This is a genomic window from Bosea sp. (in: a-proteobacteria) (assembly GCA_023910605.1).
In the GTDB taxonomy this organism is placed as follows: domain Bacteria; phylum Pseudomonadota; class Alphaproteobacteria; order Rhizobiales; family Beijerinckiaceae; genus Allobosea.
In genome coordinates, this window is sequence record JAAVVV010000001.1 from 736,264 (window position 1) to 751,106 (window position 14,843).

Sequence of the window (14,843 nt, forward strand, 5' to 3'; positions counted from 1 at the left end):
CATCAGGCGCGGCGCCGAGCATCTGGCGAAGCAAGGCCGGGCGTAGTCAGGCTATCCGCTTATAGCACTCCGCGAGCGCCTCGAAGGCCAGTTTCCGTGTCGTCTTATCAGCACCTATCAATCCTTTGCGGTTGAAGCCGCGCTGGAAGGCGGTTTGCCTCCGCTCAGTGCGGAAGTCATACAGGAGCCAAGCTGCAAGCCCCACCACATAGGGCGAGGCGATGAGTCGCCGGAACTGCTGGCGGTGGAATTCCGCCTGCCAGTCCTCGGTGAACAGCACGCGACCAGCGCCGCGATGGCTGAGCGCCGCATCCGCGCCGGTCTCGCTGATGATGACCGGCTTTGCCGGAGCGGAATTCGCCAGCAGCCTGTCGAGGCCAGAGAAATCCGGCTCGTACCAGCCGAAGTATTCGTTGAGGCCGATGACGTCGAGATGGTCCGCGAGCCGGTCCTCAATCGTGAAGGACTCCCGGTTGATCAGGCAGGCCGCTGAGGTGAGGCGCGACGGGTCGAGGCGTTTCGCCGTCTCGGCCAGATCGGCCATGAAGGCAAGCCGTGCATCTGCGTCGGCGTTTTCATTTCCCACGCCCCAAATGATGACACTTGCGCGGTTGATGTCCCGCAAGATGAGTTCGGAAAGCTGGTTGCGTGCGTCCGCCAGCGTGTCGGGATTGGCGAAGTCGATGGCCCAGTAGACCGGCACTTCGGCCCAGAGCAGGAAGCCTTCCTCGTCGGCGATGCGGGCGACCGTCTCGTGGTGGGGATAGTGCGCAAGCCTGAGAAAATTGCAGCCAAGCTCCTTCGCATGCCGGAACCGGCGGCGGATGTCCGCCTCGGAGGAGACCTTGCCGAGCGCAAGATCGTCTTCATGCACGCAGACGCCCTTCAGCCAGACCGGCCGGCCGTTGAGCAGGATTTCGGTCCCTCGCGTCGCGATGGTGCGGAACCCGATTCGTTCGAAGACGGCGTCGTCAACGAAGGTGAAGCTCGTATCGTAGAGGCGTGGCGCTTCCGGTGACCAGCGCTCGACCGATGTCTCGATGAGCATTTCCCCACGTCCGGCGACAACCGGAATGCTCGCCTTGAGGCCGAGTTCTGCAATCGCAACCTCGGCGATGCCGGTGGCCGCGTCCGACAGCTGAATCTCGAAGCGGATGTGGCTACCATCGGCCGTGAGCGCTGCGCTGGCGCGGCGGATGAAAACTGGCGGCAGCCTCACCAGCGCCACCTCACGGTAGAGTCCGCCGTAGTTGAACCAATCGATGTGGTGCATCGGCACGCGGTCAGCATGGCGGCGATTCTCAACATACACCTGCAGGCGGTTGCGGCCGGGCTTCAGTTGCGCCGTGACCTCGATGCAGAACGGCGTCGAGCCGCCGCGATGTCCGCCCAAATGCTCGCCGTTGACGAACACCAGCGCCGCATAGTTTGCGGCCCCGAAGGATAGAATCGTCCGCTCACTTTCGCCGCCGGGCAGCCAGTCGAACCAGCGCGTATACCAGGCGCCGCCTTCGAAATGCGTCCATTCCGGCTTGAGCACATTCCAGCAAGATGGGACGGGGACGAGGTCGCCGGCCTCGATCTCGTAGTCACGGGGCGTCGCCCATTGGGAGGGCGGCGTCTCGTCTAGCGCGTACCATTTCTGGCGCAGCCCCTCGTCAAAGAGGTCCAGCGTCATCCGCCATTCGCCGTCGAGGCTCTCCGTCCGGCGGCCGGCCAGTGTGACCATGGTCTCGGCTGTCGCGTGCTGCCCGGCATAGGCTCGCGCATAGCCCTCGTCGTGGAGATGATGGAACGGATCCTTCTCCGCCGTCATGGCCTGCGATTCCAAGCCATGACACGGTAACCGATGCCAATCATGCGACGAAACTTCCAGTTCCAGCGCCCCGGCCAGAGCACATCGGCGATCATGGCAATGGCGATCCAGCGGAACCAGGTGGCGAAGGCGTTCGAAATCCCTTGGGGCTCCTCGTAGCCCTTCACCCAGCCGTCCTGCCGGCGGACACCACTCAGCACATCGCAAAAACCGCCATCGGCTCTCTGGAATGCCAGCAGCTTTGGCAGAAGCGCCGCGAGCCAATCCTCAATGTCATTGCGGCGATGATCGAGCAGTCGCCACCCGTGCACGAGCACGTCGACGGCGTCGACATCGATGCAGGCACTGTCAATGCGCGGCGGCAGCGACAGGCAATAATCTACAGCACGATCCTGTCCCTCCAGCGCACGACCCTCGTGATACCAGATGTGGAAGTTGTGCATCGAACCCGCAAAGGCGTGGAGCAGCTGCGTCCTGTCGCTGAGCTGACCCACGCCCCAGAAGCCGGTTGTCGGCTCCCGCAGACGGTCATGCCAGGCGAAAAGCTGCTCCAGCGCGCGATCCACTTTAGGTTGCCACGCGCAGCCGCTCGCGCGCCCATCACCGTGCTGGCGCAGCAGGAGGAGAAAGCTGGCCAGATTGACGATGTTATTTCCTTCCTGCCAAGGGTCGCGCAGATCGCGCAGACTTAGCCAATGGCCCAGCGTCTTTTCGTCCAGGTAGTCCTTGGCGAACTCAAGAATCGGCCGACGGTCTGGGGCGAGCGTTTCGATCGCGCCCAGCGTGTAGTTGGTGACGTGGAAATCGATGTAGCGCCAGGTTTCGTCAATATCTGGCTTCTTGAAGACGTCAGCCTCGAGCATGCCCTCGATCCGGAAGCGCCCGTCCGTGAGACGGCTCGATTCAAGCCATTTCACGAGCGCAGCACGTTCGGCCGCAGACCAGTCCGCGAGGCCGCCCAGCAGGTCGAGACACATGATCCCGTTAAATGTTCCAGGCAGCAGGACGCCCGGCCAACGGTCGGCATCATGCATCGCGCTGATGCGCATGCAGCCCTTCGGCTTGCCGGCGGCCTGCATCGCCTTGAGCCAGTCGAGTGTGGCTGCGCGGGCGTTGTCAATCCCGATTGCGAGCTTCTCGCGGCTACCGATCGTCTTCAGCATCGCGTCATCCTTTCACCGCGCCCGCCGCCATACCTTCCATCACCCGCTTTTGCGCGAGCAGAAACAGCGCCGCCACGGGCAGCGTGGTCAACACGGCCAGCGCCATGATCCCCTGAAAATTGGAGCCGAGTTCGCTGTTCATGGACAGCAACGCAACTGGCAGGGTGTAGGTATCGGGGGACCGCGAGATCACCATGATCGGGAACCACTGCGCCCAGTTGAGCAGGAATGTGATGAGCGCAACCGTTGCGGTGATCGGCATCGCCATCGGCAGGACCACGCGCGTCAGGATCTGCCATTCACTTGCTCCATCTATCACCGCGGCCTCGATCACCTCGCTCGGGATTTTTCGGAAGAACTGTTCGAACAGGAAGAACTGCAAAGGCCCCAGCGCGAGGAACAGGATGATCCCGGCATAGCTGCCGAGCAGTCCCAGCTTGAACATCACGAGATACACCGGAATCACGAGCAGCATGTAGGGGTACATGATGGTGATGAGAAACCCGTAGCGCACGAGTGTGAAGCCGGGCGCCTTCGGCCTCCGTACGAGAGCATAGGCACCGAGCGCGGTAACGATGACGCCCAGGATCGTCGAAAGTGTTGTGATTGCCAGTGAATTGACCGCATATGTCGATAGGTTCACCCCACCGATCCGTCCGATCTCGGAGAAGATCTGAAAGTTCAGCGTCTCCGGCCAGGGGCGCAGCGGCGCGGACATGATCGCCCGCGTCGGCCGGAAAGCCGATACAAGCATCCACCAGTATGGATAGAGGAACAACAGACTTGTGAGGATCGCGACGGCGTAGGCCACGATCTGTAACAGGCGGTTGGGGCGAATGTCGTCGTTCACTTGCCTGGCTCCCTGTCACCTATCCGATAGGCCGTCAGCGAAAGTCCGATCACGATGGCGAAGAGTATGGTGGCCATTGCCGTTGCCTCGCCGTATCGCGCCTGATCGAAGAGCTGGTAGGCGTAGTAGCTGACGAAGTTCGTCTGATCATTCGGACCGCCCTTGGTCATGACGACAACGACGGTAAAGGTCTTGAGGAACTGGATCAGTGCATAGACGGTGTTGATGACGAGCGCCGGTCGAAGCTGCGGCAGGATCACGTACCACCACCGCTGCCACGTGGTGGCACCGTCGATATGTGCAGCTTCCTCGAGCGCCCGGTCGCGGATCGAGAGATTGGCCAGGAAGATGATCATGTAGAAGCCGGCGTGATGCCAGAGTTCCGCGATAAGGATCGACAGCATGGCGGTGTCCACGCTGGAGAGGCCGCCGAAGGCCGGAAGCCCTAGCATCTTCAAAGCGGCATTGATTGCTCCGAAGGACCTGTCAAAGAGCCAGCGCCAAACAACATAGCCAGCTACATCAGGTGTTACGACGGGTAGGAAGATCGCCAAGCGAAAAAACAGATTGCCGCGCTTCAGCAATGTTGAATCGAGCAGGATGGCAAAGCCAAGCGCGAAAGCGAGATTCGCGAAGACTGACAGCACTGTGTAGAGCAGCGTCCGTGATAGCGACGCGAGGAAGATCGGGTCTGCGAGGACGGCGACATAGTTGGCAAACCCGACATAGGTTGGATTCGGCCGCAACGCTGTCGCCGACGCAGTGAACGATACCTGGATCGAGAGAACAATCGGCCAAACGCCGAACAGAATCGTCAGGGCGGCGAAGGGGGCGACAAAGAGGTAGAAGATCCTGTCGCGCGACAGGCTTCCAAGAGCATCCATCATCGACATGCGTCCGCTCGTGATTGCCGCCGGCAGTCAACTGCCGGCGGATCGCCTTCTGGAAACATCAGCCTTTCAACTTGGCCGCGAGGTCGCGCATCTCTTTCGCTGTCTCGGCGATGAAGGCCTTCCAGTCGGCAGGCGGGTTGGTGATGCCGGAGAGCAGCTTGCGATGGAAAGCGGCCTCAAGCTCCGGGTAGAAGGTGTGGATCGACTCTGGGAAGTCGTAGGCGACCAGCCGGTGCTCGGCCTTGGCAAAGTACTGCGAACGCTCCGAGAGTTTCGAGACGTCGAGGTCCTTTCGTACGCCTGCACCAATGTTTTCAAGCGAGGCCTGCTGCGCAGCCTTCGTCAGCATGAAGGCCGCGAACTCCTGGGCCAAAGCCTTGTTCGGGGAGTTTTCTGGCACCGCAACACCGCGCATGCCACCGATCACCACGGCGTTCGGGCGATCTGGCGCGAACTTCGGCCAGGGACCAGAAACGAAGTCGCCATTCAGCACCTGTGGGCCGTCCCACTTGCGCACGTTCCAGTCACCGACGCGGAACATGCCGCCGCGGCCACCTTCGATGATTTGATACATCTCCGTGAAAGAGTGGTTGATCGTGTCTGGCGAGACGAACTTGTAGGTCGAGTATGCCTTCAGGAACTCTTCCAGCACCTGCGCATGCGCTGGCTGGTCGATGGTGATCTTGCCTTCAGGATCGATCAGCGTGTGGCGCAGCCCTGAGCCGAAGACAAAAAGATCGAGCATGTGAATGAGGTCGCGGGGCTTTGCGGCCTGCAGCGCCATGCCGAACGTGTCGGACTGACCGTTACCGTCCGGGTCCTTGTCGCGGAAGGCAGCGGCGAGTGTCTTCACTTCTTCCCAGGTGTCCGGAAACTTGCCGCCGTTCTTGTCGAGCCAACTCTTGCGGACGCCCAACGCCATTTGCACGCGCTGGACAGGGATGATGATCTGGCGGCCCTTGAAAGTCGCGACCCGCATGTCGTCCTCGGACAGGAAGGCCTTGTCGCCAATCGAAGCAGTAACTGCCTTCAGATCCATCACCTTGTTGGTCTGGTTCTGGATGCGGATGACACGCTCATAGTTATTGAAGATCAGATCCGGCGCGGTATCCGTGTTCAACGCGCCAATGACTCGGCCAAACCATTGGTCGGTCGGGAAGCTCTGCGAACGCACGGTAACGCCAGGCTTCGTCTTGGCGAACTCCGCCGACAGCGCCTCAAACCACTTGATCCCATTGTCGCCGAGATCGTGCCAAACAGTCAGTTGCTGCGCCTTCGCCGGCAGAGTCGAGACGACGGCCGCAAAAGCGGCACATGCGAGTGTACGTAGGATGCCCATCTGTTCCTCCCTAGGCTGGTGACCTGCTGCATTTCGCGAGCTTGACTTTGAGGGAAAACAAAGGAAAACGTTTTCCCTATGCCAACCTTATCATCGCCGCGCAAAAGTTCAAGTCCAGTGGTCAGACGCACCTCAGCATCGAGTTCCATCAAGGATGTCGCCGAACGCGCCGGTGTCTCGATCGCGACCGTATCGCGCGTGGTGAACGGCGTTGCCAACAAAGCATCAGCCGACACCATCGAGCGCGTCCGCCAGGCGGTCGCCGCACTGGATTACCGGCCGACAAGCGCCGGTCGGGCCCTGCGGCAGAAGACGAGCCGTCTTGTGGCCGTGCTTGCCGCGAATCTCGCCAACCCTGCCATGGCAGCGATTGCGGCTTCGGCCGAGGTCGCATTGCGGGAAAGCGGGCTCACCATGGTGCTATGTGACACGCACGACCGGCCCGAGTTGCAGGACGAATACCTGCGCGAGATGTTGGCTCAGCAGGCGCGCGCCATCGTCCTGCTCGCCGCAGTGGAAAGCCCGATGCTTACGAGGGTTCAAGCGCTGCCGACACCGCTGATTTTTGTCAACCGGCGCGACCCGGCCGGTGCCGCGAGCGCCTTCGTCGGAATCGACAACTACAGGGCTGGGGTGGACGTGGCGCAGTGGGCGGTCGCACGGAGCCTGCGCAGGGTCGCGCTGATCCACGCGCCGACATCATCCTCGGCGACGCGCGACCGGGTGTCCGGCATCCTAGCGGGCTTCGAAAGAGCCGGCGCGGCGCTGCCCAAGAACATGGTTCTGTCCCCCAGCGCCGGCGACCATCTCGCAATCGGCAGGGAGGCCGCGCTTCAGCACATCGCCACAGGGCTCAGGCCGGATCTGGTGATCTGCACCAGCGACCTCATCGCCTATGGCGCTGCGCGCGCCTGGCGCGAGGCGGAGTCGGCCGCGCCTGCCCCGCGCATGATCGGGTTCGACGACTCACCCATGAACGAGTGGCTCGCGCCGGATCTAAGCTCGATCCGCATTCCCTACGATGCATTCGGTCGCGCCATCGTTGCCGCGCTTGATGGGCCGAACAAACACGCTCAGATTGTTCTGCCGCACCAGATCATCGAACGGGGCATGAAGGCTTCGCTGGCTAGAAGCTAGTAAGAGCGTTTTGGCTTGCCGGAAGGGAGCTGGCCCTGATGTGAACGGCGCTTGACGATGAAGGTCCGCATTGTGGCGCTCTGCGGTCACGTAGAACTTCTTGTTTAGGTCAGGTCGAGACCTTACGCCTATCGATCTGAACGTCCGCATTAGCTGTCTGGGCGGCGAAATCTGCCAGTCTGCTTCCGGCCCCGTTGCTGCCGGAGTTTGGCAAATCTCAAGTCCTGTCAGTAACCACCTCCTCCGCCAGCATCTGGCCCTTCGCCAGCCGCCGTCCCAGCGCTTCGACGAAGGCCTCGTACCGCTCCTTGCCCTTGGCCTGGGCTGCGGCCTGCAGCGTGTCGGGCAGCGGCGGGGTGGCGGTTAGCCAGAAACGTACGAAGAGGGCGACGGCCTCGTTGCCGATCGTCACGTGTCGCTCGAGCCGCTCCGCGCTGCGGGTCAGCCGGTCGAGGCGACGTGCGAGCGCGGCCTCCAGGCGCTCGGATCCGTCAGGCGAGAGGAAGCTGTCGAGTGCCGCCTCGACCACGGCCGACTGGCTCACCCGTTTGCGCGCGGCGTAGTCGGCGAGCCGGGCGCTCAACGCTGGCGGAATGCGGATCGTGGTCTTGGTGCGCATCGATTATCTTCCGTTCCACGTCAGAGGGCGATGCCGTCGTCGGGGTCGAGCGCGGCCTGACGCGCGAGGCCGCGCATGCGGGCGGTCATCGCCCGGGTCTGGGCTGCGTCGTCGTCGGCCTCCTCGTCGAGGAAGGCAAACTCCTTCTCTGGATGCGGGCCAGGCTCGGGCGCGACCTGCTCGTGCTCTGGCAAGGCGGGCTCGCGGCGGATGCCGCCGTCGTCGTCTTCTGATCCACGTGCGGCCTTCGTGGGCTTGGGCGGGGCGATCACCGGCAAGGCACTCCAGTCGTCGGTCGCCGGCGGCATGCGGGCTGAGTTGTCCGGTATCGGCGGCGCCAGCACCCGCGCCTTCAGCTGCGCATCCTCGTAGTAACGCGCCTTCTTCACGCGCGCGGGCGGGGAGCCGGAGACGAGCACGATCTCGTCGCCCGCCGGCAACTGCATGATCTCGCCCGGCGTCAAAAGCGGGCGCGCTGTTTCCTGCCGGCTGACCATCAGATGCCCGAGCCAGGGCGAGAGCCGGTGGCCAGCATAGTTCTTCATCGCCCGCATTTCGGTCGCGGTGCCGAGCGCGTCGGATACGCGCTTGGCGGTGCGCTCGTCGTTGGTCGCGAAGGCGACGCGGATATGGCAGTTGTCGAGGATGGCGTTGTTCGGCCCATAGGCGCGCTCGATCTGGTTCAGCGACTGGGCGATCAGGAAGGAGCGAATGCCGTAACCCGCCATGAAGGCGAGTTGGCTCTCGAAGAAGTCGAGCCGGCCGAGCGCGGGAAACTCGTCGAGCATCAACAGCAGGCGATGGCGCCTCCGGTCGTTCTCCAGCGTCTCGGTCAACCGCCGCCCGATCTGGTTGAGCACGAGGCGCACCAGGGGCTTGGTGCGCACGATGTCGGAGGGCGGCACGACGAGGTAGAGTGACACCGGCGCGTGGCCCTCGACCAGATCGGCGATGCGCCAGTCGCAGCGGCTGATCACTTCCGCCACCACGGGATCGCGGTATAGGCCGAGAAAGCTCATGGCGGTCGAAAGAACGCCGGAGCGCTCGTTATCGGATTTGTTGAGAAGCTCGCGCGCCGCGCTCGCCACGACAGGGTGCGGCACTTTGCCGAGATGCGGCGTCGCCATCATGGCGGCGAGCGTCGCCTCGATCGGCCGGCGCGGGTCCGACAGGAAATTGGCGACGCCAGCGAGCGTCTTGTCGGCCTCGGCGTAGAGCACGTGCAGGATCGCGCCGACGAGCAGCGAATGGCTGGTCTTCTCCCAATGGTTACGGCGCTCCAGTGCGCCTTCGGGATCGACCAGGATGTCGGCGATGTTCTGGACGTCGCGCACCTCGCTCGGGCCGCGCCGCACCTCGAGCAGCGGGTTGTAGGCCGCACTTGCCGGATTCGTCGGGTCGAACAGCAGCACGCGACCGAAGCGCGCGCGCCAGCCAGCAGTCAGCTGCCAGTTCTCGCCCTTGATGTCGTGGATGATCGCGCTGCCCGGCCAGGTGAGCAGCGTCGGCACGACAAGGCCAACGCCCTTGCCTGAGCGCGTCGGTGCAAAACACAGCACATGTTCCGGCCCGTCATGACGCAGATAGCGCCGTTCGAACCGGCCGAGCACCACGCCATCGGGCGCCAGCAGCCCGGCGCGGACCACCTCGTCCTCGTTGGCCCATCGCGCCGAGCCATAGGTCGTCACGTCTCGTGCTTCCCGCGCCCGCCAGACCGACATGCCGATGGCGATGCCGATCGCGGCGAACCCGCCGGAGCCTGCGATGAGCGCGCCTTCGTAGAAGATGTACGGCGCGTAGGCGTCGTACCAGTACCACCACAGGAAGAAGGCAGGCGGCGGATAGACCGGCACGCCCCAGATCACGTTCATGGGCGGGCCGAGTTGAGCCTGGAACCCCAAACGCCACGCGACCCACTGCGTTGCCCCCCACACCGCGGCGAGCACGATGAGTAAGACGACGATGAGTTGACCCCAGAGGATCTTGGTAGCGGACATACCGGTTGACATGAGCCGCAGCGTTCAGAGGCGCTAGCTCAAGATGCAATAGCCCCCAGCCTGACGTCGCATCTCAGGCGGCGATGGCGTGCACAACGGCGGTTCAGATGCTGGGGCTTCGTTTTCGGCTAAGGCTCCACTCGACGCCGCCGCCTGGCAGCATGACGCCGGAGATCTTGTCGCCGAGACGCACGTCGAGTGCCGGCTTCCACGGGACGAGCTGGAAACCAAGACCGTCATCGAGCATCGCGAAGCGGCCGGAGGCGAGGTCGACGCGGCGGGCGTAGACGCCGTTGACCGGATCACCGTCAGTCACCGGACGGTAGCTGCGGCCTATCTCTGCCGAGAGTCTCGCGCCTATGCTGGCGAGTTCGCGCTCGCGCAGCGTGCCGATCAGGTCGGCAGTGAAGACGATGCGCTGACCCTGCCGTTGCGCGAGGCCTTCGGCAAGGAGATGCTCGCCGCGGCGCGTGAGCGCGGCGGTCACCTCTGCTCCGAAACCGGAACCCGCCACCAGCACTTTGTCGCGCTCGACGAGGCGATGGTCGAGCCAGGTCGCGCCGGTGGCCGACACCTGCGCCTTGATCGACAGGTCCGAGCGTGGGGCGAGCGCGGTGCGCTCGCGGCCGTCTGCATCCATGTATCGGCGCAATTCGACGATGCCGCCGGGCGGGACGTCGGTCGTCGCTTCGAAGCTCGGGAAGCGGATGTGGTGGACGCGGCCGTCCACGCCGTCGATCACGGCGAAGGCCGTGCCCTTCAGCTCGTCGTCCAGGCCGCGCGCCGCCAGGCGGCCGATGATCGGTTCTGGCCTTTCGCCGTGGATGGCGAAGTCGGCTGGCGCACGCTCGGCGTTGAGGTCGGCTATGGCGCGATGCATGGTCTTGATGATGTCGCCACGCAGGCCGAGGTCGCGCAGCGTCGCCTCGGCCCCGGGCTTGAGGCTCCAGGACGCCGGCCCAAGCTTTTCAGCAAGGCCCAGCCGTTCGAGCGTCTGGGCACGACCGATCATCAGGCGGCGCAGGTCAGTGTCAGCGCCGCCGCGCGGCGGCCGCAGGTCGAGGATTCCCCCACCCTCGTCACTTGCCGCCTGAAGTGCGCGGTCGAGGCCAGTCCAGCGCTCGGCAGCGACATCTTTCTCCAACCCCGTTCGGATCTCCTGCTCGGATCGCGGGCCAAGCTCGAGATCGACCAGCTCCTCCGCACGGGCGCGGAAGCCCTTGGCGATGTAGTTGCGGGCGATGACGAGATCGCGGCCATCGTCGGCTACGCCACGCACCAGCACATGGACGTGCGGGTTGTCGGTGTTCCAGTGATCGACGGCGACCCAGTCGAGCTTCGTGCCAAGGTCGCGCTCGGCCTGGCTCATCAGGTCGCGGGTGAAGCCCCTGAGGTCGGCCATGCGGTCCGCGTCCTCCGGGCTGACGATGAAGCGGAAATGATGCCGGTCGGCGTTTGGTCCTTCCTGGCCACAACGCTCGGCAAAGGCGCGGCCATCGGCCTCGTCGCCGACCTCATTGAAGAGCCGCGCCTCGCCTCCATCCCGGGTCACCCCCTCGCGCTTGAGATAAGCGACGTGCGTGGCGAGAGACGCGGCGCGGAACTTCGCACCGTGATGGCGGACGACGCGGGCCTTGATGACGACGCGCCGCGAGGGCGAGCGCAGCGAGGCGATGACCGTCGCCGCACGGCCGCGCCCGAAGCGTGATCGCGAGCGGCCGATGCTCGTCTTGCCGAAGCCGCGCCCGGTGTGACCCGCCTGACGTGCGGCGCGCATGACCTGACCGACGAGGCTTTGCGCCCGCCTGGCCCCAGGGCCTTTGTCGCGGATGCGGCCCGGCCGGATCGTCAGGTCGGCGTCATGCTCGCTCACGGCGCTGCATCCTGGGTGTAAGCGAGCGTGATGGCGCTTTGTGCGTTGATGTCATTGCGCTTTCGGCGAAATGCGCCGCGCATGCCTGCGGCAAGTGGATCGAAAATGCTATGGTTCTCAACGCCATACGACCAAGCGCCATCGCTGCTTTTATCTCGCAATCCGTGGACGTCTCCCTTCAGCACGATCGCTGACCCACGCATGTGACCTTCAAAATCGACGACCTTTGCTTCCAAGAACGGGTGACGCCTGAGCGGTGGCGGCATAGCGCCATGTATCGATGGCAGCAGGTTCATGGCGTCGATCCCGCAGGCCGCGATACAGCAAACAGCACGCGCGTCGGCGACGGCGTCGCAGGCTTGGTGACTGCATTCCTCGCCATGACGGGCGATCGACCGCGCGGATCCACCGCCGCCGCAGGCGCTTGACGGGCCTCGGCCTCGAGCCGGCGATGCAACGTCAGCAGCCGGCTCTCATCGGGCGACAGGCGCTCGGACGGCGTAGGTGCCGCATCCGAGAGACCGCTTGGCGGCGTCACTGGCGCGAACAGTGGGCCTGTTGCCGGGTCGGCCTGGGCCAGCTTCACGATCGGTCCAGTCTCACTCGATGGCGTGCCGTTGAGCGCGGGGACGAGCACGGCGATGTAAGCGCGCGTTTCCGCCGGAAGCCGTCGGCCGGCACGGACATGCTGATCCGTACGCCCGGGGCCGGCATTGTAGGCGGCGAGCATGAGGTGCACCGAGCGGTAGCGGTCGTGCATCTGGCGCAGATAGGCGGCACCTGCGAGGATGTTGTCGCGCGGCTGGAACGGGTCGGCGCCGAGACCGTGAGCGCGGCGCAACTCCGCCCAGGTGCCAGGCATGATTTGCATCAGGCCCATGGCGCCGGCATGCGAGACGGCGCGCGGCCGACCGGCGCTTTCGACCCGCATCACCTCGCGGATCCAGCGCTCTGGAAGGGCGAAGCGCTGGGCGGCTTCCGCGATATAGCGGGCATAGGGATCACGAGACCCGGCGTGCGCCGGCGCAGCGAGCGCGAGCAGAGCCAGCGTAGCTGCGAGCAAGATGACCCGGGATGGAAGATGCTTGCGCCGCGCGCTCGGCGATGCGGTGTCGGTCATGATCGGCGCTCCCTGGATGTGTGGAGCAGGACGGCGCGGCCCCGCAGGGCGCTGGCGGGCGTCGGCCCGAAATAGCGGCCGTCGAGGCTGTCCGGCGCATCCTGGTTCAGGAGGAAGACGAGGTCGGGACCGAGTCGCTGGCAGCCTTGCCAGCGCGGCAAGGGACGGTCGGCGCGATCCATCTCGCGGGCCGTTGCGACAATCCTGCCGTCGATCAGGATGCGGTCGCCTGCGCGGCAGACTGTCTGTCCGGCAAGCGCTGCAAGGCGCTTCAGGAGCGGCACGCCGGGCGCCAGATAGCCTCTTTCAGCAAGCAGCACCGCGACGGGGCCCGGCGGTGTGACAAGCACAAGATCACCGACGGTGAGATTGTCGGCAGGCTCGATCCGATAGAGGCCGAGCGGCGCGCTGGCCGAGGCGTTCCAGACAAGATGCGGGGACGGATCGAATGCGGCCGGAGCGGCGATGAGGCCGACGCCGCCCGCCATGAACGCCGCAAGGATCGTGCGGCTCATGCCTCGAGCCTCCGACGCTTGAGCCAGGCCCGATGGCGGTCGGGCCTGTAGGCGCGCGGCGTCTCGCCTGCGCTGAGCCGGTTCATCACGTGTCGCCAGTGATCGGGACAGGCGTCGGCAGGATCGACGCCGGCCCGCTCGACGGCGTCGATGGCGGTGAGGGCAGCCTCAACCTTTGGCCAGCCGGACAGGCGCAGCAGGAGTTCGCCGCCGGGCGTCACGAACGGGATCGTCGAGCAGGCCTCGCCTGGCGCGACTGCGCGCAGGATGTCGATGCGGCTGACGATCGTGCCATGCTCGCCCGCGGCCCAGCGCACGAAGGCGAACACGGCGCCAGGCGCAAAGCTGACGACACGCCGGCGGCGGTCGAGGATCGTCTCTTCGGCAATGCGGCCGAAGCGGATCCAGCGCTCGACGCGCTTCTCGAGCCAGAGGAGTTCGACGCGGGTGAGCGCACTCATGACCGCCCGCCGTGTTTGGCTCCGGCCCGCGATCCACAGCGCGCGCCGCCTCCAACAACCAAGATGTTAGAATCCGGGTTAGAGACGTTAGGCGACGTATTGGCCGTTGAGCCGATTGGGAAAAGCTCGCCCTGGCGCGCCTGATGTCCCGTGCCGGCTGCGCCTGACATCCCGATACGGCATGCGCCTGAAGTCCCGTGGGTCGGCGGACTTATCCAAACACTGTCCACAGGCTGCATGTGCAGCGTGACGACGGCGCGGGCGCCGGTCTCGAGCGTCAGCTCGTATCCTGGCAATGGCTGTCGTGCGACGATCCTGCGGATGTCGAGAGCGAAGTCGGAGAAGCGTGCAAGGCTTGCGCTCTTGACGTGAAGGTGGCGCAGATCGAAGCGCCAGCCGCCTGGCTGGCGGCCTGCATGCTTGCGAGCGACGCGATAGAGCCAGCGCTCGATGCCGCCTGTCAGCGCGAAATACTCCCGGTCGATGGTGAGGACGAAGCGGCGGTCGATGACCCCCTGGTAGAACCAGTCCGGGAGCACGAACTCCATGCCTTCCACGCGGCCGGCGCGCGTCGTCAACTCCTCCCACTCGTTGATCCAGCTGAACTGCTGGCGGCGCCAGTGCTCGCCCTGGCGGATCGTGGTGCGGATGACGGTCGACTGCAGCCGGGCCAGCGCACCCTTGAGCAGCCCATACTCGCGCTTGCCGCGTGCCCGGCCGATGGCGCCGAGCAATTGGTAGGGCGTGAAGCGGAAGAAGCGAGAGGTCGGCAGGCCGCGGTCCAGAGCCTCGACGATCTGGGAGGCCGCCCAGATCAGCACGTCTGCGTCCCAGATGGTCGCCATGCCGTGCTCAGGGACGGCGTGGACCTCGACCTCGACGTCGCCGGCGCGGTAGCGGATCGGGGCGGCGCGCCGGGCCTTGGCGAGGGAGAAGAACGGCCGCTCCATCAGGTCGCGCTGGTCGCGCGGCGCGATGTCGCCGGATAGCGCCTCGAAGGGGTCGAGCGTTGCGCGTTCGTTCGCTGCGAAGCGGGGGCGTGAGGCGGCCATCGGCGCGG

At 64.9% G+C, this 14,843-nt stretch carries 14 protein-coding genes; 1 reads left to right on the forward strand and 13 read right to left on the reverse strand.

What is annotated here, in order from left to right; all coding sequences use genetic code 11:
- Window positions 1-46: 46 nt before the first annotated feature.
- Genes HEQ16_03715 through HEQ16_03735 form a run of 5 tightly spaced genes read right to left on the reverse strand, consistent with a single transcriptional unit; the run spans window position 47 to window position 6,061 of the window.
- A complete protein-coding gene (locus HEQ16_03715) occupies window positions 47-1,816 on the reverse strand; it encodes a glycoside hydrolase family 2 (GenBank protein ID MCO4053165.1) in 1,770 nt (589 codons plus the stop codon).
- Window positions 1,813-2,979 (reverse strand): hypothetical protein, encoded by a 1,167-nt coding sequence (locus HEQ16_03720; GenBank protein MCO4053166.1) that lies wholly within the window; start codon window positions 2,977-2,979, stop codon window positions 1,813-1,815. Before HEQ16_03720 ends, HEQ16_03715 begins: the two co-directional genes overlap by 4 nt.
- Before the next feature lie 4 nt (window positions 2,980-2,983).
- Window positions 2,984-3,829, reverse strand: a complete 846-nt coding sequence (locus HEQ16_03725) for a carbohydrate ABC transporter permease (protein ID MCO4053167.1) — start codon at window positions 3,827-3,829, stop codon at window positions 2,984-2,986.
- Entirely contained in the window at window positions 3,826-4,722 is an 897-nt protein-coding gene (locus tag HEQ16_03730) for a sugar ABC transporter permease (GenBank protein MCO4053168.1), read from the reverse strand. Before HEQ16_03730 ends, HEQ16_03725 begins: the two co-directional genes overlap by 4 nt.
- Window positions 4,723-4,780: 58 nt before the next feature.
- The gene (locus tag HEQ16_03735; protein MCO4053169.1) at window positions 4,781-6,061 is read right to left on the reverse strand and encodes an extracellular solute-binding protein; all 1,281 of its coding nucleotides are present in this window, start codon (window positions 6,059-6,061) and stop codon (window positions 4,781-4,783) included.
- Between the two features lie 78 nt (window positions 6,062-6,139).
- Between HEQ16_03735 and HEQ16_03740 the strand changes: the two genes are divergently transcribed.
- On the forward strand, window positions 6,140-7,198 hold the full coding sequence (locus HEQ16_03740; GenBank protein ID MCO4053170.1) for a LacI family transcriptional regulator: 1,059 nt from the start codon (window positions 6,140-6,142) through the stop codon (window positions 7,196-7,198).
- A 217-nt stretch (window positions 7,199-7,415) separates the two neighbouring features.
- Here HEQ16_03740 and HEQ16_03745 read toward each other — a convergent pair whose 3' ends face one another.
- From HEQ16_03745 to HEQ16_03780, 8 genes are all read right to left on the reverse strand, one after another.
- Window positions 7,416-7,817, reverse strand: coding sequence for a ribbon-helix-helix domain-containing protein (locus tag HEQ16_03745; protein MCO4053171.1), 402 nt, complete (start codon window positions 7,815-7,817; stop codon window positions 7,416-7,418).
- A 20-nt stretch (window positions 7,818-7,837) separates the two neighbouring features.
- On the reverse strand, window positions 7,838-9,814 hold the full coding sequence (locus HEQ16_03750; GenBank protein MCO4053172.1) for a conjugal transfer protein TraG: 1,977 nt from the start codon (window positions 9,812-9,814) through the stop codon (window positions 7,838-7,840).
- Between the two features lie 103 nt (window positions 9,815-9,917).
- A complete protein-coding gene (locus HEQ16_03755; protein ID MCO4053173.1) occupies window positions 9,918-11,687 on the reverse strand; it encodes a DUF3363 domain-containing protein in 1,770 nt (589 codons plus the stop codon).
- A complete protein-coding gene (locus HEQ16_03760; GenBank protein ID MCO4053174.1) occupies window positions 11,684-11,983 on the reverse strand; it encodes a hypothetical protein in 300 nt (99 codons plus the stop codon). Before HEQ16_03760 ends, HEQ16_03755 begins: the two co-directional genes overlap by 4 nt.
- Window positions 11,980-12,807 carry a lytic transglycosylase domain-containing protein gene (locus HEQ16_03765; protein MCO4053175.1) on the reverse strand — a complete coding sequence of 276 codons (828 nt, stop codon included), beginning with the start codon at window positions 12,805-12,807 and terminating at the stop codon, window positions 11,980-11,982. Before HEQ16_03765 ends, HEQ16_03760 begins: the two co-directional genes overlap by 4 nt.
- A complete protein-coding gene (locus tag HEQ16_03770) occupies window positions 12,804-13,322 on the reverse strand; it encodes a S26 family signal peptidase (protein MCO4053176.1) in 519 nt (172 codons plus the stop codon). Before HEQ16_03770 ends, HEQ16_03765 begins: the two co-directional genes overlap by 4 nt.
- Entirely contained in the window at window positions 13,319-13,783 is a 465-nt protein-coding gene (locus HEQ16_03775; protein MCO4053177.1) for a DUF2840 domain-containing protein, read from the reverse strand. Before HEQ16_03775 ends, HEQ16_03770 begins: the two co-directional genes overlap by 4 nt.
- Window positions 13,780-14,835 (reverse strand): replication initiator protein A, encoded by a 1,056-nt coding sequence (locus HEQ16_03780; protein ID MCO4053178.1) that lies wholly within the window; start codon window positions 14,833-14,835, stop codon window positions 13,780-13,782. Before HEQ16_03780 ends, HEQ16_03775 begins: the two co-directional genes overlap by 4 nt.
- Window positions 14,836-14,843: the final 8 nt, after the last annotated feature.

What these genes read in the sequence shown, in the direction of transcription:
- HEQ16_03715 (MCO4053165.1), bottom strand. Translation starts at nt 1,816, where the DNA reads ATGACGGCGGAGAAGGATCCGTTCCATCATCTCCACGACGAGGGCTAT.
- HEQ16_03720 (MCO4053166.1), bottom strand. Translation starts at nt 2,979, where the DNA reads ATGCTGAAGACGATCGGTAGCCGCGAGAAGCTCGCAATCGGGATTGAC.
- HEQ16_03730 (MCO4053168.1), bottom strand. Translation starts at nt 4,722, where the DNA reads ATGTCGATGATGGATGCTCTTGGAAGCCTGTCGCGCGACAGGATCTTC.
- HEQ16_03735 (MCO4053169.1), bottom strand. Translation starts at nt 6,061, where the DNA reads ATGGGCATCCTACGTACACTCGCATGTGCCGCTTTTGCGGCCGTCGTC.
- HEQ16_03740 (MCO4053170.1), top strand. Translation starts at nt 6,140, where the DNA reads ATGCCAACCTTATCATCGCCGCGCAAAAGTTCAAGTCCAGTGGTCAGA.
- HEQ16_03745 (MCO4053171.1), bottom strand. Translation starts at nt 7,817, where the DNA reads ATGCGCACCAAGACCACGATCCGCATTCCGCCAGCGTTGAGCGCCCGG.
- HEQ16_03750 (MCO4053172.1), bottom strand. Translation starts at nt 9,814, where the DNA reads ATGTCCGCTACCAAGATCCTCTGGGGTCAACTCATCGTCGTCTTACTC.
- HEQ16_03760 (MCO4053174.1), bottom strand. Translation starts at nt 11,983, where the DNA reads ATGAACCTGCTGCCATCGATACATGGCGCTATGCCGCCACCGCTCAGG.
- HEQ16_03765 (MCO4053175.1), bottom strand. Translation starts at nt 12,807, where the DNA reads ATGACCGACACCGCATCGCCGAGCGCGCGGCGCAAGCATCTTCCATCC.
- HEQ16_03770 (MCO4053176.1), bottom strand. Translation starts at nt 13,322, where the DNA reads ATGAGCCGCACGATCCTTGCGGCGTTCATGGCGGGCGGCGTCGGCCTC.
- HEQ16_03775 (MCO4053177.1), bottom strand. Translation starts at nt 13,783, where the DNA reads ATGAGTGCGCTCACCCGCGTCGAACTCCTCTGGCTCGAGAAGCGCGTC.
- HEQ16_03780 (MCO4053178.1), bottom strand. Translation starts at nt 14,835, where the DNA reads ATGGCCGCCTCACGCCCCCGCTTCGCAGCGAACGAACGCGCAACGCTC.